General features: G+C 71.2%; 24 protein-coding genes and 1 tRNA gene. 18 read left to right on the forward strand and 7 right to left on the reverse strand.

Annotated elements, in window-relative coordinates:
• Positions 1-3: 3 nt before the first annotated feature.
• The 8 genes from H516_RS0112145 to H516_RS0112185 all read left to right on the forward strand — a co-directional run bounded on the left by H516_RS0112145 (position 4) and on the right by H516_RS0112185 (position 8,286).
• On the forward strand, positions 4-918 hold the full coding sequence (locus H516_RS0112145; protein ID WP_022889984.1) for a TatD family hydrolase: 915 nt from the start codon (positions 4-6) through the stop codon (positions 916-918).
• Positions 915-1,811, forward strand: coding sequence for a 16S rRNA (adenine(1518)-N(6)/adenine(1519)-N(6))-dimethyltransferase RsmA (gene rsmA, locus H516_RS0112150; protein ID WP_022889985.1), 897 nt, complete (start codon positions 915-917; stop codon positions 1,809-1,811). The genes H516_RS0112145 and rsmA overlap by 4 nt, the downstream gene beginning before the upstream one ends.
• A 98-nt stretch (positions 1,812-1,909) precedes the next feature.
• Entirely contained in the window at positions 1,910-2,284 is a 375-nt protein-coding gene (locus tag H516_RS19900) for a DUF4287 domain-containing protein (protein WP_157432245.1), read from the forward strand.
• 219 nt (positions 2,285-2,503) lie between these two features.
• Positions 2,504-3,436 carry a 4-(cytidine 5'-diphospho)-2-C-methyl-D-erythritol kinase gene (locus H516_RS0112165; RefSeq protein ID WP_022889988.1) on the forward strand — a complete coding sequence of 311 codons (933 nt, stop codon included), beginning with the start codon at positions 2,504-2,506 and terminating at the stop codon, positions 3,434-3,436.
• A 93-nt stretch (positions 3,437-3,529) separates the two neighbouring features.
• Entirely contained in the window at positions 3,530-5,410 is a 1,881-nt protein-coding gene (locus H516_RS0112170; RefSeq protein ID WP_022889989.1) for an ABC-F family ATP-binding cassette domain-containing protein, read from the forward strand.
• 183 nt (positions 5,411-5,593) lie between these two features.
• Positions 5,594-6,496 (forward strand): MetQ/NlpA family ABC transporter substrate-binding protein, encoded by a 903-nt coding sequence (locus tag H516_RS0112175; RefSeq protein WP_022889990.1) that lies wholly within the window; start codon positions 5,594-5,596, stop codon positions 6,494-6,496.
• A 102-nt stretch (positions 6,497-6,598) separates the two neighbouring features.
• The gene (locus tag H516_RS0112180) at positions 6,599-7,627 is read left to right on the forward strand and encodes a methionine ABC transporter ATP-binding protein (protein WP_022889991.1); all 1,029 of its coding nucleotides are present in this window, start codon (positions 6,599-6,601) and stop codon (positions 7,625-7,627) included.
• Positions 7,627-8,286, forward strand: coding sequence for a methionine ABC transporter permease (locus tag H516_RS0112185; RefSeq protein ID WP_022889992.1), 660 nt, complete (start codon positions 7,627-7,629; stop codon positions 8,284-8,286). The genes H516_RS0112180 and H516_RS0112185 overlap by 1 nt, the downstream gene beginning before the upstream one ends.
• Before the next feature lie 167 nt (positions 8,287-8,453).
• Here the strand turns inward: H516_RS0112185 and H516_RS0112190 are convergent, their stop codons facing one another.
• Positions 8,454-8,951 (reverse strand): MarR family winged helix-turn-helix transcriptional regulator, encoded by a 498-nt coding sequence (locus tag H516_RS0112190; protein WP_022889993.1) that lies wholly within the window; start codon positions 8,949-8,951, stop codon positions 8,454-8,456.
• Positions 8,952-9,024: 73 nt separating this feature from the next.
• Between H516_RS0112190 and H516_RS0112195 the strand changes: the two genes are divergently transcribed.
• The 5 genes from H516_RS0112195 to H516_RS0112215 all read left to right on the forward strand — a co-directional run bounded on the left by H516_RS0112195 (position 9,025) and on the right by H516_RS0112215 (position 13,884).
• Positions 9,025-9,096, forward strand: a tRNA-Gln gene (locus tag H516_RS0112195).
• A 58-nt stretch (positions 9,097-9,154) separates the two neighbouring features.
• Complete coding sequence (gene glmU, locus H516_RS0112200) at positions 9,155-10,600, forward strand: bifunctional UDP-N-acetylglucosamine diphosphorylase/glucosamine-1-phosphate N-acetyltransferase GlmU (RefSeq protein WP_022889994.1); 1,446 nt, start codon at positions 9,155-9,157, stop codon at positions 10,598-10,600.
• 36 nt (positions 10,601-10,636) lie between these two features.
• Positions 10,637-11,614 carry a ribose-phosphate diphosphokinase gene (locus tag H516_RS0112205; protein WP_022889995.1) on the forward strand — a complete coding sequence of 326 codons (978 nt, stop codon included), beginning with the start codon at positions 10,637-10,639 and terminating at the stop codon, positions 11,612-11,614.
• Positions 11,615-11,623: 9 nt separating this feature from the next.
• Positions 11,624-13,324: a long-chain-fatty-acid--CoA ligase gene (locus H516_RS0112210; RefSeq protein WP_022889996.1), complete on the forward strand. Its 1,701-nt coding sequence runs from the start codon at positions 11,624-11,626 to the stop codon at positions 13,322-13,324.
• A gap of 14 nt (positions 13,325-13,338) precedes the next feature.
• On the forward strand, positions 13,339-13,884 hold the full coding sequence (locus tag H516_RS0112215; protein ID WP_022889997.1) for a hypothetical protein: 546 nt from the start codon (positions 13,339-13,341) through the stop codon (positions 13,882-13,884).
• A 7-nt stretch (positions 13,885-13,891) separates the two neighbouring features.
• Here the strand turns inward: H516_RS0112215 and H516_RS0112220 are convergent, their stop codons facing one another.
• From H516_RS0112220 to gndA, 5 genes are all read right to left on the reverse strand, one after another.
• On the reverse strand, positions 13,892-14,245 hold the full coding sequence (locus H516_RS0112220; protein ID WP_022889998.1) for a VOC family protein: 354 nt from the start codon (positions 14,243-14,245) through the stop codon (positions 13,892-13,894).
• 85 nt (positions 14,246-14,330) lie between these two features.
• Positions 14,331-14,693, reverse strand: coding sequence for a hypothetical protein (locus H516_RS19905; protein ID WP_022889999.1), 363 nt, complete (start codon positions 14,691-14,693; stop codon positions 14,331-14,333).
• Entirely contained in the window at positions 14,690-15,013 is a 324-nt protein-coding gene (locus H516_RS0112230; protein ID WP_022890000.1) for a DUF202 domain-containing protein, read from the reverse strand. The genes H516_RS19905 and H516_RS0112230 overlap by 4 nt, the downstream gene beginning before the upstream one ends.
• On the reverse strand, positions 15,010-15,363 hold the full coding sequence (locus tag H516_RS0112235) for a YidH family protein (RefSeq protein WP_022890001.1): 354 nt from the start codon (positions 15,361-15,363) through the stop codon (positions 15,010-15,012). Before H516_RS0112235 ends, H516_RS0112230 begins: the two co-directional genes overlap by 4 nt.
• Before the next feature lie 56 nt (positions 15,364-15,419).
• The gene (gndA, locus tag H516_RS0112240; RefSeq protein WP_022890002.1) at positions 15,420-16,874 is read right to left on the reverse strand and encodes an NADP-dependent phosphogluconate dehydrogenase; all 1,455 of its coding nucleotides are present in this window, start codon (positions 16,872-16,874) and stop codon (positions 15,420-15,422) included.
• Between the two features lie 150 nt (positions 16,875-17,024).
• On the opposite strand from gndA, the gene H516_RS19910 reads away from it, so the two are divergent.
• The 4 genes from H516_RS19910 to pth all read left to right on the forward strand — a co-directional run bounded on the left by H516_RS19910 (position 17,025) and on the right by pth (position 20,538).
• The gene (locus H516_RS19910; RefSeq protein ID WP_022890003.1) at positions 17,025-17,549 is read left to right on the forward strand and encodes a gluconokinase; all 525 of its coding nucleotides are present in this window, start codon (positions 17,025-17,027) and stop codon (positions 17,547-17,549) included.
• 230 nt (positions 17,550-17,779) lie between these two features.
• On the forward strand, positions 17,780-18,418 hold the full coding sequence (locus H516_RS0112250; RefSeq protein WP_022890004.1) for a 50S ribosomal protein L25/general stress protein Ctc: 639 nt from the start codon (positions 17,780-17,782) through the stop codon (positions 18,416-18,418).
• A gap of 169 nt (positions 18,419-18,587) precedes the next feature.
• A complete protein-coding gene (locus H516_RS0112255; RefSeq protein ID WP_022890005.1) occupies positions 18,588-19,616 on the forward strand; it encodes a hypothetical protein in 1,029 nt (342 codons plus the stop codon).
• A gap of 340 nt (positions 19,617-19,956) precedes the next feature.
• Positions 19,957-20,538 (forward strand): aminoacyl-tRNA hydrolase, encoded by a 582-nt coding sequence (pth, locus tag H516_RS22725; RefSeq protein WP_026378719.1) that lies wholly within the window; start codon positions 19,957-19,959, stop codon positions 20,536-20,538.
• 27 nt (positions 20,539-20,565) lie between these two features.
• Here pth and H516_RS0112265 read toward each other — a convergent pair whose 3' ends face one another.
• Complete coding sequence (locus H516_RS0112265) at positions 20,566-21,273, reverse strand: RNase H family protein (RefSeq protein WP_022890007.1); 708 nt, start codon at positions 21,271-21,273, stop codon at positions 20,566-20,568.
• 239 nt (positions 21,274-21,512) lie between these two features.
• Here H516_RS0112265 and mfd point away from each other — a divergent pair, with 239 nt between their 5' ends.
• Positions 21,513-25,196 (forward strand): transcription-repair coupling factor, encoded by a 3,684-nt coding sequence (mfd, locus tag H516_RS0112270; RefSeq protein WP_022890008.1) that lies wholly within the window; start codon positions 21,513-21,515, stop codon positions 25,194-25,196.
• Positions 25,197-25,369 lie beyond the last annotated feature (173 nt).

The raw sequence follows: 25,369 nt of genomic DNA on the forward strand, positions 1-25,369 counted from the left end.
CAGGTGGCACCGCCGTCGACGAGCGCCGGGCAGGGCTACCCGGCGCTGCCCGAACCGCTGCCGATCCCGGTCTACGACAACCACACCCATCTCGAACCCTCCGACGAGGCGCCGCCCGGTCGCCCCGACACGCTCCTCGAGGTGCACGAGCACCTCGAGCGCGCGGCCTCGGTCGGGGTCGCGGGTGCGGTGCAGGTCGGCACCGACGTCGCCACGAGCCGGTGGTCGGCCGAGCTCGCCGCGCGCGAGCCGCGGCTCTTGGCCGCGGTCGCGTTGCACCCCAACGAAGCACCCGAACTCGAGGCATCCGGTTCGCTCGACGATGCCCTCGCCGTGATCGACGCACTCGCCGCGCAGCCGCGGGTACGGGCGGTCGGCGAGACGGGGCTCGACTTCTTCCGCACCGGTGATGCGGGTCGGCCGGCGCAGTTTCGCAGTTTCGAGGCGCACATCGACATCGCGAAGCGGCACGGCGTCGCCATGCAGATCCACGACCGTGACGCGCACGACGAGGTCGCAGCGACGTTGCGCCGAGTCGGTGCGCCGCGGCGCACCGTGTTCCACTGCTTCTCGGGCGGCGAGGAGCTCGCCCGCATCGCCGCCGACGAGGGCTGGTACTGCTCGTTCGCGGGCAACGTGACGTTCAAGAACGCCGAGAACCTCCGTGAGGCCCTGCGGGTGCTGCCGCGCGAGCTGATCCTCGTCGAGACCGACGCGCCCTACCTGACCCCGGTGCCGCTGCGCGGGCGGCCGAACGCGCCCTATCTCGTGCCGCACACGGTGCGATTCATGGCCGAGACCCTCGGCGCCCCCCTCGACGAGTTCTGTGCGGAGCTCGCGTCGAACACGCTCGCGGTGTACGGCGCATGGGAGGATGACCCCGTGCAGGGGGCGACCACGAGCGGCGGCGGGGCGTGAACGCGCACCGCCACGAGGCCGACGGCGACGGACCCGGCGCCCAGCCGCGCCTGCTCGGCCCCGCCGAGATCCGCGACCTCGCCGAGCTCCTCGGCGTCACGCCGACGAAGAAGCTCGGCCAGAACTTCGTGCACGACGGCAACACCGTGCGGCGCATCGTGCAGATCGCGGGCGTCGAACGAGGCGAGACCGTGCTCGAGATCGGGCCGGGGCTCGGCTCGCTGACGCTGGGCCTGCTCGAGGCAGGCGCCGAGGTCATCGCCGTCGAGATCGACAAGCGGCTCGCCGCCCAGCTCCCGCACACCGCCGCCATCATGCAGCCGGGCGCCCGGCTCACGGTCGTCACCGAAGATGCGATGCGGGTGACCGCGCTGCCCGGTGCACCCGTGCGGCTCGTCGCGAACCTGCCGTACAACATCTCGGTGCCGGTGCTCCTGCACCTGCTCGAGCACGTCGACTCCCTGAAGTCGGGCATCGTCATGGTCCAGGCCGAGGTCGGCTACCGGCTCGCGGCCGAGCCGGGATCGAAGGTCTACGGTGCGCCGAGCGTGAAGGCCGCCTGGTACGGGCGCTGGCGCACGGCCGGTCAGGTCTCCCGCATGGTGTTCTGGCCGGTGCCGAACGTCGATTCGGTGCTCGTCGGCTTCGAGCGATCGGATGCCCCGGGGTCGGAGGCCGAGCGCGTCGCGACCTTCGCGCTCGTCGACGCCGCTTTCCAGCAGCGCCGCAAGATGCTGCGCCAGTCGCTCTCCGCCGTGCTCGGCGGCGGTTCGGCCTCGGCCGCTGCGGTGCTCGAGGCGGCAGCCGTCGACCCGCAGGCGCGCGGCGAGCAGCTCGTCGTGGCCGACTTCCTGCGCGTCGCGCGGGCCGCGGCGGCCCGGGCCGCGCACTGAGGTTCAGTTCCGCGACCGAACCCCGTGGCGGGCGTCTTCAGTCGCGGAAACCGCACTTCAGTGCGATGAGCGCGCCGAGGAGGCGTAGCGTTGCGGGCATGAGCGAGTCTGTGGAATCCGACCCCGTGGGATCGAACACCGACGGGGTCGGCGACGACGCCGTCGAGTCCGCGACCGGGCATCCGCGCGAGGTGTGGTTCGCCCGCCTCGACGAGGCCGAGGCGACGGGCTGGACGCATAAGGCCGTCGCCGCGTGGCTCGTCGCCGAGCACGGTGTCGACCCCTGGTGGGCGCAGAACGTGACGGTCGCGTACGAGCAGGCGCGCGGCATCCGCCGCCCGGGGCAGCGGCAGGACGGCAGCTATGAGGCGAGCGTCACCCGCACGGTCGACCTCGAGAAGACCGCGGCGCTCCGCGCCCTCGCCGAGGTCGTCGAGGCGGCGCTCGGCACGGCACCCCTCGCCCTAACCTGACGGCGAAGCATCCGACCGCGAGGTTCCCGCAGGGCGGCGGCGAGTTCGTGCTCGCGTCGTCGAGCGCGCGCTCGGACGGTCGTAGTTCGATCGGACTGACGTGGGGGCGCATGCCGGGAGACGAGCGACTCGCCGAGGTGAAGGCCCGTATGCGCGAATGGCTCGCCGAGGTCGGGTGAGGCGCGTCGTGGCCGCGAAGCCGTCGGGTAGCGTGGGGGCATGACGATCGCCTGGGCCGACGAGGCAGTGCACGTTCGGGCGCCCGGCAAGATCAACCTCTTCATGCGCGTGGGCGCGGTGCAGCCCGACGGGTACCACGACGTCGCGACCGCGTACCAGGCGGTGTCGCTCTACGAGGACGTGCAGGCGTGGCCCGACGACGAGTTCAGCGTCTCCTTCGGCGGCAGCGTCGACGTGTCGGCTCTGCCCGCCGACCGCTCGAACCTCGCGATCAAGGCGGCGAAGCTGCTCGCCCGCACCGCGGGTGTTCCCGGCGGCGTGCGACTCGAGATCGAGAAGCACGTGCCCATCGCGGGCGGCATGGGCGGGGGCTCGGCGGATGCCGCGGCGACCCTCGTCGCGTGCGACGCGCTCTGGGGCACCGGCCTCACGAAGGAGGAGCTGCACACGCTCGCGGCCAAGCTCGGCGCCGACGTGCCGTTCGCCCTCACCGGCGGCACGGCGATCGGCACGGGGCGCGGCGACCGGCTGAGCCCCGCACTCGCGACCGGATCGTTCCACTGGGTGCTCGCGGTGGCCGAGTTCGGCCTGTCGACGCCCGGGGTCTATCGCGAACTCGACCGTCGCCGCGAGGCGCACCCCGAACTCGATCCGGGTGTTGCGACCCCGGCGGTCGACGCCGAGGTGCTGCAGGCGCTGCGGGCGGGCGACGCCCGCATGCTCGCAGCGGCGCTCCACAACGACCTCCAGGCCGCGGCGCTCGGACTCGCGCCCGGACTCGGAGGAATTCTCGAGCTCGGCGAGTCGAACGGCGCCCTCGCCGGACTCGTCTCGGGGTCGGGGCCGACGATCGCATTCCTCGTCGACGACGCCGACTCGGCGATCGAGCTGCAGGTCGCGCTTTCGGCAGCCCGGCTCAACGCCCTGCACGTGCACGGCGCCGTGCACGGCGCGCGCGTGCTGCGCGGTTGAGGCGGACCCCGATACGCCGGTCGTCGGGGAGGCACGCCAGCGCATCACCGAGACACGTCGCTCCTCGACCAACGCAGCTAGGCTCGTCAGGTCATGGCACACCTCCTCGGCGCTGAGCGCCTGCATCTCGAGTTCCCGACGCGCACCGTCTTCGACGAGGTGACCCTCGGCATCGACGAGGGCGACCGCGTGGGCGTGGTCGGCCGCAACGGCGACGGCAAGTCGACGCTCATGAAGCTCCTCGCCGGCCGCCTCGAACCCGACGGCGGGCGGGTCACGCAGCGTCGTGGCATCCGCATCGGCATGCTCGACCAGGCCGACGTCGTCGACCCGGGCGTCACCGTCGCCGAGGGTGTCGTCGGCGGCATCGACGAGCATGTGTGGGCGGGCGATGCGAAGGTGCGCGACGTCATCGGCGGGCTGCTCGCGGATGTCCCGTGGCAGGCGCAGATCGGCAGCCTCTCGGGCGGCCAGCGTCGACGCGTGGGCCTCGCGGCCCTGCTCATCGGCGACTGGGACGTGCTCTTCCTCGACGAACCGACGAACCACCTCGATGTCGAGGGCATCGCCTGGCTCGCGGGGCACCTCAAGGGCCGCTGGGCGCAGGGTCAGGGTGCGCTCGTCGTCGTGACCCACGACCGGTGGTTCCTCGACGAGGTGTGCACCGCGACCTGGGAGGTGCACGACGGGATCGTCGAGCCCTTCGAGGGCGGGTACGCGGCGTACGTGCTCCAGCGCGTCGAGCGCGACCGCATGGCCGCGGCGAGCGAGGCGAAGCGGCAGAATCTCATGCGCAAGGAGCTCGCGTGGCTGCGTCGCGGCGCGCCCGCGCGCACCTCGAAGCCGAAGTTCCGCATCGAGGCGGCGAACCAGCTCATCGAGGACGAGCCGCCCATGCGCAATGCGGTCGAGCTCTCGCAGCTCGCGGTGTCGCGGCTCGGCAAAGACGTCGTCGACCTCCTCGATGTGAGTGTCGAGTACCCGTCGGCCGAGTCGGCGACGGGCTCGAAGACGGTGCTGCACGAACTCGAGTGGCGCATCGCGCCTGGCGAGCGCACCGGCATCCTCGGGGTGAACGGCGCCGGCAAGTCGACGCTGCTCGGGCTCGTCACGGGCGCCGTCGAACCGACCACAGGCCGGGTGAAGCGGGGCAAGACCGTGCGCATCGCGACCCTCAGCCAGGAGCTCGCGGAGCTCGCCGAGTGGGCCGACGAACGGGTGTCGGCCGTCGTCGCCGAACAGCGGGCGAGCTACACCGTCGGCGCCGGCTCGAAGGCCGTCGAACTCACCCCGGGGCAGCTGCTCGAGCGGCTCGGCTTCACGAGCGCCCAGCTCTCGACCCCGGTGAAGAACCTCTCGGGCGGTCAGAAGCGCCGTCTCCAGCTCCTGCTCATCCTGTTGCAGGAGCCGAATGTGCTGATTCTCGACGAGCCGACGAACGACCTCGACACCGACATGCTCGCCGCGATCGAAGACCTCCTCGACTCGTGGCCGGGCACCCTCCTCGTCGTCTCGCACGACCGCTACCTCATCGAGCGGGTCACTGATCGGCAGCTCGCGATCATCGACGGCCACCTGCGCGATCTGCCCCGCGGCATCGAGCAGTACCTCGAGCTGCGGGCCGGCGTGGATGCCGCGAGGCAGGCGAGTGCGGCGGCGCCCGGCGGCTCGGCGGGCGGGCCCGCCGCTTCGGCCTCGACGGCGGCGACCGGCGCGGCCGCCGGCGGAGCCGCTGCGGTGCCCGCACTGACGGGGGCCGAACGCCGCAACGCCGAGAAGGAGCTCGCCTCGATCGACCGCCGGCTCGAGAAGCTCCAGGCCGAGATCGCGGTGCAGCACGAGAAGCTCGCCCGCCACGACCAGTCCGACTACGTCGGGCTCGGCGCGCTCGGCGACGAACTGCGAGGGCTCGAGGCATCCGTCGCCGACCTCGAGACCCGCTGGCTCGAAGTATCTGAGAATCTCGAGGGTTGACGTCGCAGAAGCTGTGACCCATTGTGACCACGTGGTCAACAGCGCGAAGAACCTTCGCCTAGCGTAGAGATGCGCCCGCGATCGCGGCATCGACGCCCCCACTGAAATCAACGGTGGCGGAGCCATGCCTGCTCCACGCCCATCCGCACCCAGACCGCGGCGCCCGAAGCGAAAGGGAACCCCATGTCACACCGCACCACGAAGCTCATCGCCGCACTCGCAGCGGCGCCCCTCCTGTTCGGGCTCGCGGCCTGCGCGACGCCCGCGGCCGGCGGCGAGGGCGAGGCGGCGAGCGAGGTCGTGAAGATCGGCGTCGTCGGCAAGGGCGACCCGCAGTGGGCCGCATTCGAAGAGGCCGCCGCCGACGGGGGCATCACCCTCGAGATCATCGACTTCGGCGACTACGCGCAGCCGAACCCCGCGACGACCGAGGGCGAGCTCGACCTCAACCAGTTCCAGCACATCGTCTACCTCGCCGACTACAACGTGTCGGCCGGTGAAGACCTCGTCGCGATCGGCTCGACCGCGATCTACCCGCTCGGCCTCTACTCGACCAAGTACGAGTCGGCCGACGACATCAAGGACGGCGAGACCGTCGCGGTGCCGAACGACCCGTCGAACCAGGCGCGCGCGCTGCTCGTGCTGCAGTCGGCCGGCCTCATCGAACTGAAGAGCGGCGGCACGATCTTCAGCGACCTCGCCGACGTCGATGAGAGCGCCTCGAGGGTCGAGGTCACCGCGCTCGAGGCCTCGCTCACGCCGACCTCGCTGCCCGACGTCGCCGCCGCGGTCATCAACAACGACTTCGTCGCCGACGCCGGCCTCACCTTCGAGGACGCGATCGCGCAGGACGACCCGAGCGACCCCAACGCGCTGCCCTACGTCAACATCTTCGCCACGCGCGCCGAAGACGAGGACAACGCGACGTACAAGAAGCTCGTCGAGATCTTCCAGACCGACCCCGAGGTGCAGGCCGGTCTCATCGAGGCCTCTGGCGGCACCGGCGTGCCGCTCGTGACGCCCGTCGCCGACCTCGCCGAGTCGCTCGCCAAGGTCGAGGCCGACACGAAGGCCGCCAAGGGCTGATCGCCCGTTCCACCCGTTCCGCCGCGCGGGCGGCGGAGACCAACCCGGTCCCGCCGCCCGATGCGCGTTTCCAGAGGACCACGAGTCCGGAGGAGAACCACCATGGCGCTCGTCGCGCTGAAGAACGTCACGAAGACGTACCCGGCACCCGAGAAGGGCGGCCGCGAGGTCGTCGCGGTCGACGACGTCACGCTCGACATCGAGCCAGGCGACGTCTACGGCATCATCGGCTATTCGGGCGCCGGAAAATCGACCCTCGTGCGGCTCGTCAATGCGCTCGAGCCGGCCAGCTCGGGGTCGATCGAGTTCGACGGCCGTGAGCTCACGGGGCTGCCCGAGCGCGAGCTCCGCAAGATCCGGCTCGGCATCGGCATGATCTTCCAGCAGTTCAACCTCTTCAGCTCGAAGACCGTGGCGGGCAACATCGCCTACCCCCTGAAGGTCGCCGGCTGGTCGAAGGCCGAGATCGCCCCGCGCGTCGCCGAGCTGCTCGAGTTCGTCGGGCTCTCGGACAAGGCGAAGTCCTACCCCGAGCAGCTCTCGGGCGGGCAGAAGCAGCGCGTCGGCATCGCCCGCGCGCTCGCGACCTCGCCGCGCCTCCTCCTCGCCGACGAGGCGACGAGCGCGCTCGACCCCGAGACGACGCAGGAGGTGCTCGAGCTCCTCAAACGCGTCAACCGGGAGTTCGGCGTGACGATCGTCGTCATCACGCACGAGATGGACGTCATCCAGTCGATCGCGACGAAGGTCGCCGTCATGGACGGCGGACGGGTGATCGAGAACGGCGACGTCTTCGATGTCTTCTCGACCCCGAAGAACTCCTCCTCGCAGCGCTTCGTCGCGACGGTCGTGAAGGGCCTGCCCTCGCCCGCCGAACTCGCGGTGCTGCGCGAACGTCACGAGGGGCGGATCGTGACGATCTCCTTCCGCGACGGCGACGCCTCGCAGGCGCAGGTCTTCCTCGAGCTCGCCCGGGCCGGGCTCGACTTCGAGCTCGTCTACGGCGGCATCAACGACATCCAGGGCCGCGCGTTCGGCCACCTGACGCTCGCGATCCGAGGTGAGGACGCGGCGACCGACGCCGCACTCGCCTCGATCGCCGCGCGCGTGGAAGTGACGGAGGCCGCCTGATGGATCGCCTGTTCGAACTGGGTTCGGAGTTCTGGGTCGCCGCCTACGAGACCTTCTACATGGTCGCCCTGACGCTCCTCGTCGGCGGAGCGATCGGCCTCGTGCTCGGGGTGCTGCTCTACAGCACCCGCCCGGGCAGCCTGCTGCCCAACCGCGCGGTGTTCAACGTGCTGAACGTCGTCATCAACTTCTTCCGCCCGATCCCGTTCATCATCTTCCTCGCCGCGGTGCAGCCGTTCGCGCGGTACGTGATCGGCATCGGCATCGGCAACGACGCGATGATCTTCTCGCTGTCGATCGCGGCCTCCTTCGCGATCTCGCGCATCGTCGAGCAGAATCTCATCACGGTCTCGCCGGGAACGATCGAAGCGGCCCGCGCGATGGGCGCCGGCCCGGTGCGGATCCTCCGCACCGTCGTCATCCCGGAGGCGCTCGGCCCGCTCATCCTCGGCTACACCTTCATCGTCGTCGCGATCGTCGACATGACGGCGATGGCCGGCTTCATCGGCGGCGGCGGGCTCGGCAACTTCGCGCTCGTCTACGGGTACCGGCAGTTCGAGCCGGCGATCACGTGGGCGGCGCTGCTCGTCATCGTGGTCTTCGTGCAGGGCCTGCAGTTCTTCGGCAACTGGCTCGCGCGCAAGGTGTTGCGCCGCTAGTCGGGGCGGGGTCGGCCATCCGCTCCGGCCGTGCAGAACTCAGGATGCTTCGTGCGGCACGCCGCGCGGATGCGCTCCGCGTGCGGCGCGGCGGGCGAAGCATCCTGAGTTCTGCACATGCCCGGGCGCGGGGCGGTGCCGAGACGCAACCCGACCGCCCCGCCGTTCTACAGCGTGTCGAAACCGAGGCTGAGCTTGCGCAGCAGCCCCGCCAGCCGCTTCTGCTCGGCCGCGGGAAGCCGCGAGAGCAGTTCGGCCTCAGCGTCGACGAGTCGGGTGATCGCGGCATCGACCCGGGTGAGGCCGGCCGGGCTCATCTCGACGAGGATGCCGCGCCCGTCGTTCGGGTCGGTCTGGCGGGTGACGAGCCCGCGCTCGACCAGGCGGTCGATGCGGTTCGTCATGGTGCCGCTCGACACGAGCGTCTGCTGGAGCAGCGCCTTGGGGGAGAGCCGGTACGGAGCGCCCGCACGACGCAGCGCCGAGAGCACGTCGAACTCGCTCGCCTCGAGCTCGGAGCGCGCGAACGCCTGTCGCCGCGCCCGGTCGAGGTGCTTCGCGAGTCGGGCGACGCGCGACAGCACCTGCAGCGGGGAGAAGTCGAGGTCGGGGCGCTCGCGCTCCCAGTCGTCGACGATCCGGTCGACCTCGTCGGCATCGCTCATCCCGCCATTATCGCGCGAGGTTTGCGGCATGGCAGACTTGAGGGCGCGTGCGCCGGGAAGCCGCCGCGCGCGATCCGCCATGGTGTAACGGCAGCACGACAGCCTTTGGAGCTGTGAGGCCCAGGTTCGAATCCTGGTGGCGGAGCCCGACCACGCTGCACGCGGCCCCGCGTCCGAAGCATCCGTACTCACAGGAAGCCAGCATGACCGACCAGAACCTCGCGATCATCGTCCTCGCCGCAGGCCAGGGCACCCGCATGAAGTCCTCGCTGCCGAAGATGCTCCACCCGCTCGCGGGTGCGCCGATCGTCGGCCACGTGCTCGCCACCGCGCGCGCACTCGACGCCGCCCACGTCCTCGCCGTGGTGCGCCACGAGCGCGAGCAGGTCGCCTCGGCGATCGAGGCGGGCTTCCCGGGCACCGTGCTGGTCGACCAGGACGAGATCGACGGCACCGGCCGCGCGGTCGAGCTCGCGGTCGCCGCGCTGCCCGAGGGCTTCGACGGCGACGTGCTCGTGCTCAACGGCGACGTGCCGCTCCTCGACGCCGACACTCTCGCCGAGTTCCTCGGGCGCCACCGCGGCACCGGTTCGGCCGCCTCCGTGCTCTCGGCCGTCTACGACGACCCGAGCGGCTACGGGCGCATCGTGCGCAGCGACGCGGGTGCCTTCGACCGCATCGTCGAGCAGAAGGATGCCACGCCCGACGAGCGGGCCATCGCCGAGATCAACGCCGGCATCTACGCCTTCGGTGCGGCCGCCCTGCGCGACCAGCTCGCGAACCTCACGACCGAGAACGCCCAGGGCGAGAAGTACCTGACCGACGTGATCGGCCTCCTCCGCGCGGCGGGCAGCGAGGTCGAGGCAGTGCCGGTGGCCGAGCCCTGGCTCGTCGCCGGCATCAACGACCGCGCCCAGCTCTCCGAGACCGCGGCACGGCTGAACGCCCTCATCGTGCGCGGCTGGCAGCTCGCCGGCGTCACGATCGATGACCCCGCCACGACCTGGATCGACCTCGCCGTGAAGATCGAGTCCGACGTGACGATCCGCCCGGGCACGCAGCTGAAGGGTGCGACCGTCATCGCGACCGGTGCGGTCGTCGGCCCCGACACGACCCTCGTCGACTGCGAGGTCGGCGAGAATGCCGAGGTCCGCCGCACCGACGGCACCCTCGCCGTCATCGGCGCCGGTGCGACGGTCGGCCCGTTCTCGTTCCTGCGCCCGGGCACCGTGCTCGGCGCCGACGGCAAGATCGGCGCGTTCGTCGAGACGAAGAACGCGCAGATCGGCGAAGGCAGCAAGGTGCCGCACCTCTCGTACATCGGCGACGCGACGATCGGGGTGCACTCGAACGTCGGCGCCGGATCGATCACCGCGAACTACGACGGGGTGCAGAAGCACCGCACCGAGATCGGCTCGCACGTGCGCACCGGCTCGCACGGCGTCTTCGTCGCGCCCGTTAGGATTGGAGACGGCGTCTACACGGGTGCCGGCACGGTCGTCCGCAAGGAGGTCCCCGCCGGTGCGCTCGCCGTGAACGTGGCGCCGCAACGCAACATCGAAGGATGGGTCCAGCAGTATCGAGCAGGCACCGCGGCAGCCCAGGCGGCCGAGGTTGCCGGCGAGGCATCCGAACCCGTCGTCGACTGACGCACCGGCGGATCGCGGGTGGAGAGGACACAGCAGATGTCGGGAATCGAGACCACCGGATCGAAGCGACTCGTACTGGTGTCCGGGCGGGCGCACCCCGCGCTCGCCGAGGAGATCGCGGCCGAACTCGGCGCAGAGCTCGTGCCCACCGATGCCCGGACCTTCGCGAACGGTGAGATCTACGCCCGCTACGACGAGAGCGTGCGCGGCTCCGACGCATTCGTCATCCAGTCGCACACCTCGCCGATCAACGAGTGGCTCATGGAGCAGCTCATCATGGTCGACGCGCTGAAGCGGGCCTCCGCCAAGCGCATCACCGTGGTCGCGCCGTTCTACCCGTACGCGCGTCAAGACAAGAAGGGTCGCGGCCGCGAGCCCATCTCGGCGCGCCTCGTCGCCGACCTGTTCAAGACGGCCGGCGCCGACCGCATCATGTCGATCGACCTGCACGCGGCGCAGATCCAGGGCTTCTTCGACGGCCCCGTCGACCACCTCTTCGCCATGCCGGTGCTGCTCGAGGAGTTCAAGAACTCGCTCGACCCCGCGACCCTCACCGTCGTCTCACCCGACATGGGCCGGGTGCGCGTCGCCGACATCTGGAGCGACAAGCTCGGCGTGCCGCTCGCGATCATCCACAAGCGGCGCGACCCGCTCGTGCCGAACCAGGTCTCGGTGCACGAGATCGTCGGCGAGGTCAACGGCCGGGTGTGCCTGCTCGTCGACGACCTCATCGACACGGGCCGCACCATCGTCAAGGCCGCCGAGGCGCTGAAGGCCGCGGGGGCCACCGGCGTCGTGGTCGCCGCGACCCACGCCGTGTTCTCGAACCCGGCGACCGAGATCCTGCAGTCCGACTTCATCGACCGAGTCGTGGTCACCGACACGCTGCCGCTGCCGGAGGAGAAGCGCTGGGACCGCCTCACCATCCTCCCGATCGCGCCGCTCCTCGCCCGTGCGATCCACGAGGTCTTCGAAGACGGCTCGGTCACGAGCATGTTCGACGGCGCGGCCTAGGCCCGGCTGATGGCCATCACGACGCCCCGCCCCTGGCTCGCGAGCTACGCGTCGGGGGTGCCCGACGACGTCGACGAGCCCGAGGGCTCGCTCTACGACCTCATCCGCGGCTCGGTCGAGCAGTACCCCGACAACGTCGCGCTCGAGTTCTTCGAGCGCACGATGAGTTACCGCGAACTCGGCGAGCAGATCGAACGCGCCGCCGAGGGGCTGCGCCTGCTCGGCGTGCAGAAGGGCGACCCGGTCGCCCTCGTGCTGCCGAACTGCCCGCAGCACATCGTCGCGTTCTACGCGGTGCTGCGGCTCGGGGCGATCGTCGTCGAGCACAACCCGCTGTACACGCCGCGCGAGTTGCGGCACCAGTTCGAGGACCACGGCGCACGCGTCGTGATCGCCTGGGACAAGGTCGCCCTGACGATCCAGGCGTTCCCCTCCGACGTGCAGGTCGCGCACCTCGTCTCGGTCGACGTGACGCGGGCGATGCCGTTCCTCACGAGGGCCCTGCTCCGCCTGCCGGTCTCGAAGGCGCGCGAGTCGCGCGCGGCGCTGACGACGAAGGTACGCGGCGCCGTGCGCTGGGAGGAGCTCACCTCCTCGGCGCCGATCGACGCGCACATCATCGCGCCGACGGCGGCCGACGTGGCGCTCATCCAGTACACGAGCGGCACCACGGGCAGCCCGAAGGGCGCGACGCTGACGCACGCGAACCTGCTCGTGAACGCGGCGCAGTCGCGGGCGTGGGTGCCCGACGTGCCGCGCGGCACCGCGGTCGTCTACGCGGTGCTGCCCATGTTCCACGCCTACGGGCTGACGCTCTGCCTCACCTTCGCGATGAGCATGGGCGCACGCCTCGTGCTCTTCCCGAAGTTCGACCCCGAGCTCGTGCTGAAGGTCGTGAAGAAGCATCCCGCGACCTTCCTGCCCGCGGTGCCGCCGATCTACGACCGGCTCACGAAGGCCGCGGCCGCCGAGGGCGTCTCGCTCCAGGGCATCCAGATCGCCATCTCGGGGGCCATGCCCCTGTCTGCCGAGGTCGTCGACCCGTGGGAGGCCGCGACGGGCGGCTACCTCGTCGAGGGCTACGGGCTCAGCGAATGCTCGCCCGTGCTGATGGCGAACCCCGTCGCGCCGAACCGCAAGGCGGGCACCGTCGGCCTGCCCCTGCCGTCGACCGAATGCCGGGTCGTCGACCCCGAACAGCCGTCGAACGACGTCGCACCCGGCGCCGAGGGCGAACTGATCGTGCGCGGCCCGCAGGTGTTCTCGGGCTACTGGCAGAAGCCCGAAGAGACCGAGGCCGTCTTCGTCGCCGACCCCGAGGGCGGGGCGCCCTGGTTCCGCACGGGCGACATCGTCTCGATCGACGACGAGGGCTTCGTGCGCATCATCGACCGCATCAAGGAGCTCATCATCACGGGCGGCTTCAACGTCGCGCCGAGCGAGGTCGAGGAGGCGTTGCGTTCGCACCCCGACGTCGAGGACGCGGCCGTCGTGGGCCTGCCCGACGAGCGCACCGGCGAAGAGGTCGTCGCGGTGGTCGTGCTCGCCGAAGGAGCCGAGTTCGACGAGAAGTCGATCCGCGACTTCGTGCGCGCCGGGCTGACGCCGTACAAGGTGCCGAGGCGCATCCTGCCAGCCGACGATCTGCCCAGGTCGCTCATCGGCAAGGTGCTGCGCCGCGAGGTGCGCAACGGCCTGCTGAACGGCTGAGCGAGGGTCGGGCCGTGTCGTTCCTCTCCGCCGAGACCGCGCGGGCGCTCGCCGAACTGGTCGCGCTCGACGCGCTCGCGGGCGGCGGGGCCGGCGGGGCCGACGATGCGGCGGATGCCTCGCCGCTCGAGCGGCTCGGCGGCATCCGTTCGCTCGTGGCCGCCCTCGAAGCCGACCCGGCCGCGCTCGCCGCCGTGCGCGACGCACTCGCCGCCGGGATCGGCTGGGACGAGATCGCCGAGACCGCGGGCCTCAGCACCTCGGCTGCCAAGTACCGCTGGGCGGGCGACGACGAGGCGATCGCCGAGCGCCAGGAGGCGAGTCGCAGGCGCAAGCGCGAGCGCCCGTCGAGCGTGCCGACCGGGCTTCCGGGGCTCTCGGTCGCCGAGGCGGCGGCGAAGTACGGCGTCACGGCGCAGGCCATCTACCAGCGGGTCACCCGGGGCATCCTGCGCGCCGAGACGGTCGAGCTCGCCGACGGTCGCAAGTACAAGCGGGTGTTCCCCGACGAGCCCGCGAGCGCCGACGAGCCCGCGAGCCTCGACGCCGGCGGGGCGTGACCGCGCCTCAGCCGATCGGTTCGAGGAACTCGAGACGATTGCCGTGGCAATCCTCGCTGTAGAAGCGGCGCATCCCCGGGAAGTCGTCGTCGAAGTGCACGGGGTAGCCCGCTTCGCGCAGCCGCCGGGCCCACCCGTCGAGGTCCTCCACGAGGAGACCGGGGTGCGCCTTCGTCGCGGGCGCGAAATCGGGTTCGGCGCCGAGGTGCAGTTCGATGCCGTGGCCGCGGAACCAGCAGCCGCCACGGGCCGCGAGCGCGGGCGGCTTCTCGTGCTCGGTGAGACCGAGCACGCCGACGTAGAAGTCGCGGAGCGCATCCTCCCGGCCGCGAGGGCAGGCGAGTTGAACGTGATGCAGCATCTCGAACCTCCGAAAGTATCTTGACATCAAGATACCTGACGAGCGTTGTGCCGTCGAGGGCAACCGACCCCACGATGCGCTCGGGCTAGGCGGGGATCTCGTCGGGGCCCACCGGCTGCGGTGCGCTCGGCAGGAGTCCGAGGTTCGCGAGCGGCGTCTCGACACCGCCCTCCGACACCGCGGAACACGTCCACCCAGGGCCACCGTCGGCGAAGAGGTCGAGCGCGACGCGGGAGCCGACCGCATCGGCATCGAATCGCTCGACGTAGACGGCGCACGCGCGAGCCGCCGCCGACTGCGCCTGGCCCGCGACCGAGAGCACGAGCGGCAGCACCAGCGCGGCCAGCGCGACGAGCACCGTGATGCGGAGCACCCGTCGGCGACGTTCGCCGAAGACAGGGCGGTCGTCGTGGGGCCGGCCCTCGAATTCGGGGTCGGAGTCGCTCACAGACCCGCCCCGCCGACGACCGAGCCGATGCCCGCGGCCGCCGCGGCGAGCGTCACGGCGGTGACGACGCCGATGAGCGCGACTGGCGGGGCGAACGAGCCCGCCTCGAGTTGACGGCTGCGGATCGAGCCGATCGCCGCCACCGCGCCGCCGGCGACGACGAGCACGAGACCGGCGACGACGAGCCAGGGCTCGCCCTCGACGAACCCGGTGCGGAGGGCGAGGAGCGCGTTGACGGCGACGACCAGCGCCGTGCGGGTCCACGAGAGTGCGGTCCGTTCGGGCTGCAGCCCAGGGTCGCGCACGCTCGCCGTGCTCATGGCAGCGCCAGGAACGCCGTGAGCGCGATCGCGGTGACCAGGCAGACGGCCGCGAGCACCGGAAGCGCCCAGCTGAAGCCGAGCCGGCGGCCGTGGCGCATCGCGATCTCGTTGCCGCGCCAGCGCAGGTACGAGAGCAGCGCCAGCACCGCCGAGGCCGCACCGAGCGCGACCGCGAGCGCCGTGACGAGGGGGCGCGGTCCGATGCCGGCGGCGAACTCGTGCAGCAGCACCCCTCCTGCGATGAGTGCGAGCGCCGTGCGGATCCAGGCGAGGAACGTTCGCTCGTTCGCGAGGGTGAACCGGTAGTCGGGGTCGTCTCCCTCGCTGCGCCACTTCGGTTCGCCCATGCGACGAGCCTATCCGTGACCGCGGACCGGAGGCAGCCGTTCGATGCCTCGAAGGATCAGTGCGACGACGGCGTCGTCTCGATCTCGCTGCGGTCGCCCGACCACAGCGTGTGGAAGACGCCCTCCTTGTCGACGCGCTGGTAGGTGTGCGCGCCGAAGAAGTCGCGCTGGCCCTGCACGAGGGCAGCGGGCAGGCGCGGTGCACGCAGGCCGTCGTAGTACGCGAGCGAGGAGCTGAACGCCGGGGTCGGGATGCCCGACTGCGCCGCCGCGACGACGACGCGACGCCACGCCGCCTGGGCGCCGGTGACGGCGTCGCGGAAGTACGGCGCGACGACGAGGGCCACGAGCTCGGGGTCCTCGGCGTAGGCGTCGGCGATACGGTTGAGGAAGCGGGCGCGGATGATGCATCCGGCTCGCCAGATCTTCGCGATGTCGCCCTTCTTGACGTCCCAGCCGAACTGCTCGGCGCCCGCGATGATCTCGTCGAACCCCTGCGAGTAGGCGATGATCTTCGAGGCGTAGAGCGCCTGGCGGACGTCCTCGATGAAGGCGTCGGCGTCGGCGACGGCGAACTCGCCGTCGGGGCCGGGCAGGTCACCGGATGCCTCGCGCTGGGCGCGCTTCGACGACAGGCTGCGGGCGAACACGGCTTCGACGATGCCCGAGACGGGGACGCCGAGGTCGAGGGCGTTCTGCACCGTCCACGCGCCGGTGCCCTTGGCGCCCGCCTCGTCGAGGATGACGTCGACGAGCGGGAGGCCGGTCGAGGCATCCACCTGTCGGAGCACCTCGGCGGTGATCTCGATGAGGTAGCTCTCGAGCTCGCCGGTGTTCCACTCGGCGAAGATGTCGGCGATCTCGGCCGGCGACTTGCCCGTGCCCTGGCGGATGAGGTCGTAGGCCTCGGCGATGAGCTGCATGTCGGCGTACTCGATGCCGTTGTGCACCATCTTGACGAAGTGGCCGGCGCCGTCGGTGCCGACATGGGTCACGCAGGGCTCGCCCTCGGCGACCGCGGCGATCGAGGCGAGGATCGGGCCGAGGGTCTCGTACGACTCGGCCGAGCCGCCGGGCATGATCGAGGGGCCGTTGAGCGCGCCCTCCTCGCCGCCCGAGATGCCGGTGCCGACGAAGTGGATGCCGGTGGGCGAGATCTCGCCCTCGCGGCGGATGGTGTCGTGGAAGTTCGCGTTGCCGCCGTCGACGATGATGTCACCGGGCTCGAAGCGGCTCGCCAGTTCGGCGATGACGGCATCGGTGCCGCGGCCCGCCTGCACCATGATGATCGCGGTGCGGGGCTTCTGGAGCGAGGCGACGAAGTCGTCGTACGACTCGCTCGCGACGAATCCGGCTTCGGGGTGCTCATCGACGAGGAGCCTGGTGCGCTCGGGGGAGCGGTTGAACACCGCGACCGTGTTGCCCTCGCGGCTCGCGAGGTTGCGGGCGAGGTTCGAGCCCATGACGGCGAGGCCGACGACGCCGATGTTTGCTGAAGGGGTGACAGGCACGTAGCTCTCCTCGAAGAAAGGGTGGGGTCGTTCCCAGCGTACTGTGAGCGCGCCTCACCGTTGCACGGTGTTGCGGTGAGCAGGCGCTCGCCCGTCGCCGAGCCGGCGGCGTGCGGTAGGTTCGCAGTCGCGACGAGTGAGGAGCATGCCGTGTCCGAGGCCCTGCACACCCCGCTCGTCGTGATGGGCGTCTCCGGCTCGGGCAAGTCGACGGTCGGCGCCGCGCTCGCCCGAGCGTTCGGCGTGCCGTTCGTCGACGGCGACGAGCTCCACCCGCTCGCGAACCGGCGCAAGATGGCCGAGGGCCGCCCGCTCGACGACGCCGACCGGGCGCCGTGGCTCGATCGCGTCGGCGCGCGCATCGCCGCCGAACTCGCCGAGGGCGTTCCGATCGTGGTCGCGTGCTCGGCGCTCCGGCGCAGCTACCGCGCGCAGCTGACGGCGCACGCGCCCAGCACCGTCTTCGTGCATCTCGCCGGCGACGCCGGGCTCATCGCCGAACGTCAGCGCGATCGCGAGCACGAGTTCATGCCCACGAGTCTGCTCGCCTCGCAGTTCGCGGCGCTCGAGCCGCTCGGCGGCGACGAGCGCGGCGTCGTGCTCGACGTGCGCCGCAGCCCGGCCGAGCTCGTGGCGGACGTGCGCGACGCACTCGGCCGCTCCGACCCCGGGTGAGGCGTCGAACCGCTCGGAACGACGCCGCGTGCGAGTTCGGGTAGACTGGGCGATTGGACTTCGGCGAGGGACGCCCGCCCGCCCGTGAAAGCGGTCGGCGAGGCATCCGTGATCGACGCGGTAGGAGCAGGCTCCACGGCTTTTCCTCACGCTCTGCGCAGGTCACTGCGCGCGTTCGAGTCGAGACGACAGATACACGATCTGGGCCGTGCGCCCGCAAGGAGAACATCATGGACGACGACAACAAGGTCATCGCAGAAGCCCGCGAGAGCTTCGGCAAGGGTGCGGCCCGCAAGATCCGCGCCGCCGGCAAGATCCCCGCGGTGGTCTACGGCCACGGCACCGAGCCGCAGCACGTCACCCTGCCGGCCCACCAGGTCGGCCTCCTCATCCGCAAGGCGAACGCCGTGCTCGACCTGCAGATCGGCGGCAAAAGCCAGCTCGTCCTCGTCAAGGACGTGCAGAAGGACCCGGTGCACCAGATCATCGAGCACCTCGACCTCATCGTCGTGAAGAAGGGCGAGAAGGTCCAGGTCGAGATCCCCGTGCACGTCGAGGGCGAGCCCGCTCCCGGCACCATCGCCGACCTCGACTCGCACACCCTGCTCCTCGAGGTCGAGGCGACCCACATCCCCGAGAACGTGGTCGTGTCGGTCGAGGGCCTCGAAGAGGGCACCCAGATCCACGCGAAGGACGTCGAGCTTCCCAAGGGCGCCGCGCTCGTCACCGACGGCGACGCGCTCGTCGTGAACGTGCACACCCCCCAGAAGGTCGACCTGGGCGAGGAGGCCGCCGAGGCCGCCGAGGGCGTCGAGGGCGTCGAGGGCGAGGCCGCCGAGGCACCCGCCGAAGAGGCTGCCGCCGAGTAAGCACACTCGCGCGCGAGGGCCTGTCCACGACCTGTCGGTCGAGGACGGGCCCTCGCCGTTCCCCGTCGCCGGAGTCCGGCCAGGCGCTTCTGCGGCCCTGGAACTGCCGACGTCGCCCCCGGATCCCGCACACCCTGCTCGGCCGCGCGCCGACGAGAACGGAGAGCCCATGACCCGCCGCGCCCTCGCGCCCATCACCGCGATGCCGATCGCCCTCGCCGCCATGCTTCTGCTCGCTGGGTGCGCCTCCGCCGGCTCGGGCGAGGACGAGCCGACGGCCGCTGCGAGCGATGCCGCCGGCACGGCCGCGCGCGGCAGCGGCTTCGTGCACGAACTCGCGTTCGTGCCCGCCGGCGACGACATCAGTTACGGCGACATCGAGGCCGCCCAGGCCGCCCTGGGCATCGAGGAGGGCGGCACACTCGAGGACATCTACCGCCCGCTGGAGACGGAGCTCGGGTTCATCACGCCCCAGTCGTTCTCCTGGTACAAGTTGGACCTTGCCGGAGAGGTCGCGAAGGTACTCGGGCTCTCGCTGGTCGACGTCGAGCGCTTCGTCGAGACGGGCGGACGGTCCGAGGCCGTGCTCGCCTTCGAGGCGCCGGGCGACGCCGCCGAGCGTCTGACGGAGGCGCTCGGCGAGCCGGTCGACGGCGCCTGGATGCGCGGCGACGACGGCGCCATCGACCTCGGCCTCGGCGAAGCGGAGATGTACTCGCAGCGCATCGCGCTGATCGACGACCAGGTCGTGATCACGAGCAGCGAGAGGCAGCTGCAGATGGTCCTCGACGGCACGACGGCGTCGACCGACGAGCAGGCGGTCGCCGCGGCGCAGGCGCTCGACGAGCGCGGCGTGTTGTCGGCCGCGATCCACCCGACCGAGGAGGGCTCGCTCGCCGGCTACCTCGGCGCGGGGTTGACGAAGGACGCCGACGGGGCGCTCGTGCACATCGTCGCGGTCACCGACGGCGACGCCGAGGCGCTCGGCGAGTCGATGCGCGAGTTCTACGAGCAGGGCGCGACGCTGCAGGGCGACCCGCTCGCCGAGCTCAGCGACGAACTCGAGGGCACCCCGTACTCCGAGTACTTCACCGTCGAGAACGTCACGGTCGACGGCGACACGGTCGTCGTCGATGCCCGCCCGGTCGGTGACCCCGCGGCGTGGTCGGCCCTCCTCTTCCGCGGCGAGCTCTGGTAGGCCCGGGGAGGGATCGAGCCTTGACAGCACCCCGGACGGCTCGAGCTTTCCCGCGGGCACCGCGCTCGCCGCCGACGGTGACGCGCTCGTCGTGAACGTGCGCACCCCCGGAAGCTCGACCTGGGCGAAGAAGCAGCCGAGGCAGCCGAGGGGCGTGGCCACCGCCGAGGAGTCCCACTCGCGCGAGGGCCTGCCGGGCCGCCCCCGGGTACGCTCGGAGCGGGCCGCAGCCCTCGTTGCCGTCAACGGGCACCAACTCTCGAACCGCACATCTCGAAACTCGCGAACGGAGACGATCATCGGACTCCTCGACCGCCTGCGCCCCCGGAAGGAACCCATCGTGGCCGCGAACACCTGGCTCGTCGTCGGCCTCGGCAACCCCGGGGCGCAGTACGCGGGCAACCGCCACAACGTCGGCCAGATGGTCGCCGATCAGCTCGCCGCGCGCATCGGCGCGGCCTTCAAGAGTCACAAGACGCCCTCGCGCGTCGCCGAGGGCTTTCTCCGACCCGGCGGCCCGAAGCTCGTCATAGCGAAGCCGAACTCGTACATGAACACCTCGGGCGGCCCGGTCTCTGCGCTCGTGAAGTTCTACGGCGTCGACCCCCAACGACTCATCGTCGTGCACGACGAGCTCGACCTGCCCTTCGACACGGTCAAGCTCAAGCAGGGCGGCGGACACGGCGGGCACAACGGCCTGCGCGACATCTCGAAGGCGCTCGGCCCCGATTACGTGCGGGTGCGCGTCGGCGTCGGTCGCCCGCCCGGCCGGCAGGACGCGGCCGACTACGTGCTGAAGGACTTCTCGGGCACTGAGCGACAGTCACTGCCGAATCTGATCTCGGATGCCGCGGACGCAGCCGAGGCGATCGCGAGCGACGGGTTGCTTGCGGCGCAGCAGCGGTTCCACTCGCCGGGCTGAGCGGCGCGGCGGCCTCGAGACCCGAAGTCAGATGAGCCCGCGGAGGAACTCCTCGGGGGAGACGCCCGCCGCCCGCGCCCGCTGCACGAGCCGATCGTGCTCTTCCGTCGAGAGTTCGAGGGTGAGCGTCTGCCACGCGTCGGGCGCCTCGTCGAGCTCGAAGAGCGTTGCGGGCACCTCGTCGGCGTCGCGGTCGCCGCGGTCGTCCTCGTCGTCGATCGCGGTCGCCTCGTCGAGCATCCGCTCGTGGACTGCATCGGCCCCGGCAACCCCGTCGCCCGTCCAGCCCGGCCCAGAGGGGATGGGCAGCCCGCTGCGATAGGCCTCGGCGACGGCTCGGGCACGCGAGTCGGCCGCCTCGTTGAGCGGATGCCCCACATGGCCCTTCACCCATTCGAAGCGGTAGCGGCGACCGGCGAGGACCTCATCGAGCTGCTGGAGGAGCTCGACGTTCATGACCGGCTTGCCGTCGGCCTTGCGCCAGCCCTTGCGCTTCCAGCCGGGCATCCACTTCGTGACCGAGTTGATGACGTACTGGCTGTCGCACTGCACGAGCAGTTCGTCGTCGAGGTGCGCCGTCGCGCGGAAGAGTTCGAGCACCGCCTTCAGCTCGCCCTGGTTGTTCGTGGCGTGCTTCCACCCGCCGGCCGCCCAGGTGCGCTCGTCGACGTACCAGGCCCAGCCGGCCGGGCCGGGGTTGCCGAGGGCCGAGCCGTCTGCGGCGGCGATGATCATGCGGAGTCCTTCCGTCGAGCCGCGCCAATCGTATCCGGCGCAGCCGACCCGGGTCCGCTGTCGGGTGCGTCGGCCTTCGCTCGTGCCGCGTGCGTGCAGAATGCAGGATGACTCGGCGGCACACCGTGGCATCGGCACTCGCGCGCGGCGCGGCGGGCGGAACATCCTGCATTCGGCACGTCCGAGTGCGCCCGACGTGCGCCGGCCGACGTCTCGGCGGGCGCGGCTAGACTCGTCGGGTGAGTCTGCAGGGTCTGTCCACTGCGCTTTCGCGCGCCTCCACGATCGATCGCGCCCTGGCTGAGGCCCAGCGCAGCGCCGACTTCTCGGCTCCGGCAGGGCTCGATGCGCCGTTGCTGGCCGGGCTCCTCGCCCGCCGGGTCGAAGCGGGACTGCCCCCGGCGATGCTCGTCATCACCGCCACGAGCCGCGAGGGCGAGGCGCTGCGCGCATCGCTCGCGCCCTACCTGCCGGCCGACGCCGAGCTCCTCGATTTCCCCGCATGGGAGACGCTGCCGCACGAGCGCCTCTCGCCGAGCGCAGAGACCGTCGGCCGACGACTGCATGCCCTTCGCCGCATGCACGAATGGTCGGCATCGTCGGCGAGGCATCCGCTCATCATCGTCGCCTCGGTGCGCGCTGCACTCCAGCCGCTCGCCGACAACCTCGCCGAGCACGCACCCATCGAACTCGTCGCGGGCGGGCGCGGGTACGACCTCTCGCAGATCGCGCTCTGGCTCGTCGATCTCGCGTATGCCCGCGTCGACATGGTCGCCCGGCGCGGCGAGTTCGCGGTTCGCGGCGGTATCCTCGACGTCTTCCCGCCGACGGCCGACCACCCGGTGCGCGTCGAGTTCTTCGGCAACGAGGTCGAAGAACTGCGGGCCTTCTCGGTCGCCGACCAGCGGTCGCTGCCCGAGCCGGTTGAACGGGTCGTGCTCTCACCGAGCCGCGAACTGCTGCTGACCGCCCCCGTACGACAGCGTGCCCGTGAGATGGTGCACGAGTTCCCGAGCCTCTCGGCGATGCTCGAGAAGATCGCCGAGGGCATTCCGGTCGAGGGCATGGAGTCGCTCGCGCCCGCCCTCCTCGATCGGCTCGTGCCGATCACCCACTACCTGCCCGAGGGCGCCGCGCTCGCGGTGCTCGAACCCGAGCGGGTGTCGGGGCGAGCGGTGAGCCTCGGCGAGACGAACCGCGAGTTCCTGTCGGCCGCGTGGATGGCCGCGACCCACGGTGCCGAGGCGCCGATCGACCTCGCCGCGGGCGACTTCCTCACGGTACGGGCGCTGCGCGACGCCGCGATCTACAGTGCTCCTGGCGAGCCCGACCCGCACCGGGTGTGGTGGAACTTCTCGAGCTTCGATCTCGGCGACGCCGCCGAGGTGGTCGCGGCCGCCGGGGGCGACGCCGCCGAGCTGGCCGCGCGGGCCGCCGACGCCACCCGCCGCGTCGCGGCCAACGCGATGCCGAGCTTCCAGGGCAACGTGGAGGGGGCCGTCGAGCACGTGGCCGGGCGCCTCCGCGAGGGTTGGTCGCTCGTCGTGGTCTCGGCCGGGCAGGGGCTCGTCGAGCGCGCCCGCGACGTGCTCGCCGAGGCCGGCCTCGCCGCACGCATCGTCGAGGAGACGCCGAACGAGTTCGAACCCGGTGTCGCCTACCTCGTGCACGCCGACGCCGCGCGCGGTTTCGAGGTGCCCGAGGCGAAGCTCGGGCTCATCGCCGAGGCCGAGTTCTACGGCCGCGCCGCCGGCTATGACGCACGGCAGGGCAAGAAGCTCGCCTCGCGCCGCCGCAACGTCGTCGATCCGCTCCAGCTGAGGGCCGGCGACCACGTGGTGCACCAGACGCACGGCATCGGCCGGTTCGTCGAGATGGTGCAGCGCGAGGTGGCGACCGGCGCCCGCCCCAAGGGCCCGAGTCGCACCGCCGGCATCCAGCAGCAGCCCAAGTCGGTACGCGAGTACCTCGTGCTCGAGTATGCGCCCTCGAAACGCGGCCAGGCGGGCGACCGCCTGTTCGTGCCGACCGACCAGCTCGACCTGCTTTCGCGCTACGTCGGCGGCGAGGCACCCGCGCTCTCGAAGATGGGCGGCAGCGACTGGTCGCAGGCGAAGTCGAAGGCCCGCAGGGCGGTGCGCGAGATCGCCGTCGAACTCGTGAAGCTGTACTCGGCTCGCATGGCGGCGAAGGGGCACGCCTTCGGCCCCGACACCCCGTGGCAGCACGAGCTCGAGGAGGCGTTCCCGTTCGCCGAGACGCACGATCAGCTGCAGACGATCGACGAGGTCAAGGCCGACATGGAGCGGCCCATCCCGATGGACCGCCTGCTCGCCGGCGATGTCGGCTTCGGCAAGACCGAGGTCGCCGTGCGTGCCGCGTTCAAGGCCATCCAAGACGGCAAGCAGGCCGCGATGCTCGTGCCCACGACGCTCCTCGCGAAGCAGCACCTCGAGACCTTCAGCGAGCGTTTCGCAGGGTTTCCGGTGCACGTGCGACCGCTCAGCCGGTTCCAGACCGACAAGGAGGTGCGCGAGACGATCGCGGGTCTCGCCGACGGCACGGTCGACATGGTCATCGGCACCCACCGCATCCTCACCGAGAAGGTGAAGTTCAAAGACCTCGGCCTCATGATCATCGACGAGGAGCAGCGGTTCGGTGTCGAGCACAAGGACGCGCTCAAGAAGCTGAAGACGAACGTCGACATCCTCGCGATGAGCGCGACGCCGATTCCGCGAACCCTCGAGATGGCCGTCACCGGCATCCGTGAGATGTCGACCCTCGCCACCCCGCCGGAAGACCGGCACCCCATCCTCACCTTCGTGGGGCCGTACTCCGAGCAGCAGGTGGGGGCGGCGATCCGCCGCGAGATGCTCCGCGAGGGCCAGGTGTTCTTCGTGCACAACCGCGTCTCGTCGATCAACCGGGTCGCGGCCCAGCTCGCCGAGCTCGTGCCCGAGGCGCGCATCGCGGTCGCGCACGGCCAGCTCAACGAACACGTGCTCGAGCAGATCGTGAACGACTTCTGGGAGCGCAAGTTCGACGTGCTCGTCTCGACGACCATCATCGAGACCGGCCTCGACATCTCGAACGCGAACACGATCATCATCGACCGGGCCGACAAGTACGGGCTCAGCCAGCTGCACCAGCTGCGCGGGCGCGTCGGCCGCGGCCGCGAGCGCGCCTACGCGTACTTCCTCTACGATCCGGCGAAGCCGCTCTCCGAGACCGCGCACGACCGGCTGTCGACGATCGCGGCGAACAACGAACTCGGGTCGGGCATGCAGGTCGCCCTGAAAGACCTCGAGATCCGCGGCGCCGGCAACCTGCTCGGCGCCGAGCAGGCGGGCCACATCGCGGGAGTCGGCTTCGACCTGTACCTCCGCATGATCGGCGAGGCCGTCTCCGCATTCCGCGGCGACGTCGCCGAAGGTCAGACCGAGCTTCGGCTCGAACTGCCCGTCGACGCGCACATCCCCGAAGAGTACGTCAACAGCGAGCGCCTGCGGCTCGAGGCGTATCAGAAGCTCTCGGCTGCGAGCGGCCCGGCGGCGAAGGACGGTCAGATCGACACGGTGCTCGAGGAGCTCGTCGACCGCTACGGCACCCCGCCCGAGCAGGTGCAGCATCTCGTCGCGATCTCCCGGCTGCGCAGGCAGGCTCAGCTCGCGGGCCTCAGCGACCTGCTCGCAACCGGGTCGAAGCTGCGCATCGCGCCCGCGAAGATCCCCGACTCGCGTCGGGTGCGACTCGAGCGCATGTACCAGGGGGCGAAGCACTTCGCGCAGAACGACGTGATCCTCGTGCCGTTCCCGATGCCCGGTGGCGAGATGCTGCCCGACGGCGAACTCATCGAGTGGGTGTCGCGGCTCGTCGCGAACATCTTCGAGCCGAGCGACGGGGCGGCGGCGCCCAAGGTGTGAGCGGGGCGCGGCCGGCGCGTCGGCCGCGGCACCGCCCGGCGCGCCGCACGCTGGCCCCCGTGCACGCACGCCCGCCCGCCACGAATTCGGCGATCGCCACGAATTCGGGCGAATCAGCGCGAAACGCCCGAATTCGTGGCGATCACCGATTCCATGGCGGCGAGCCGCCCCCG

Origin of the sequence: Agromyces italicus DSM 16388 (genome assembly GCF_000421545.1) — a bacterium.
Taxonomy (GTDB): Bacteria; Actinomycetota; Actinomycetes; order Actinomycetales; family Microbacteriaceae; genus Agromyces; species Agromyces italicus.

Coding starts and splice junctions, on each gene's coding strand:
- H516_RS19900 (WP_157432245.1), top strand. CDS start 1,910: ATGAGCGAGTCTGTGGAATCCGACCCCGTGGGATCGAACACCGACGGG.
- H516_RS0112165 (WP_022889988.1), top strand. CDS start 2,504: ATGACGATCGCCTGGGCCGACGAGGCAGTGCACGTTCGGGCGCCCGGC.
- H516_RS0112170 (WP_022889989.1), top strand. CDS start 3,530: ATGGCACACCTCCTCGGCGCTGAGCGCCTGCATCTCGAGTTCCCGACG.
- H516_RS0112175 (WP_022889990.1), top strand. CDS start 5,594: ATGTCACACCGCACCACGAAGCTCATCGCCGCACTCGCAGCGGCGCCC.
- H516_RS0112180 (WP_022889991.1), top strand. CDS start 6,599: ATGGCGCTCGTCGCGCTGAAGAACGTCACGAAGACGTACCCGGCACCC.
- H516_RS0112185 (WP_022889992.1), top strand. CDS start 7,627: ATGGATCGCCTGTTCGAACTGGGTTCGGAGTTCTGGGTCGCCGCCTAC.
- H516_RS0112190 (WP_022889993.1), bottom strand. CDS start 8,951: ATGAGCGATGCCGACGAGGTCGACCGGATCGTCGACGACTGGGAGCGC.
- glmU (WP_022889994.1), top strand. CDS start 9,155: ATGACCGACCAGAACCTCGCGATCATCGTCCTCGCCGCAGGCCAGGGC.
- H516_RS0112205 (WP_022889995.1), top strand. CDS start 10,637: ATGTCGGGAATCGAGACCACCGGATCGAAGCGACTCGTACTGGTGTCC.
- H516_RS0112210 (WP_022889996.1), top strand. CDS start 11,624: ATGGCCATCACGACGCCCCGCCCCTGGCTCGCGAGCTACGCGTCGGGG.
- H516_RS0112220 (WP_022889998.1), bottom strand. CDS start 14,245: ATGCTGCATCACGTTCAACTCGCCTGCCCTCGCGGCCGGGAGGATGCG.
- H516_RS0112230 (WP_022890000.1), bottom strand. CDS start 15,013: ATGAGCACGGCGAGCGTGCGCGACCCTGGGCTGCAGCCCGAACGGACC.
- H516_RS0112235 (WP_022890001.1), bottom strand. CDS start 15,363: ATGGGCGAACCGAAGTGGCGCAGCGAGGGAGACGACCCCGACTACCGG.
- H516_RS0112250 (WP_022890004.1), top strand. CDS start 17,780: ATGGACGACGACAACAAGGTCATCGCAGAAGCCCGCGAGAGCTTCGGC.
- H516_RS0112255 (WP_022890005.1), top strand. CDS start 18,588: ATGACCCGCCGCGCCCTCGCGCCCATCACCGCGATGCCGATCGCCCTC.
- H516_RS0112265 (WP_022890007.1), bottom strand. CDS start 21,273: ATGATCATCGCCGCCGCAGACGGCTCGGCCCTCGGCAACCCCGGCCCG.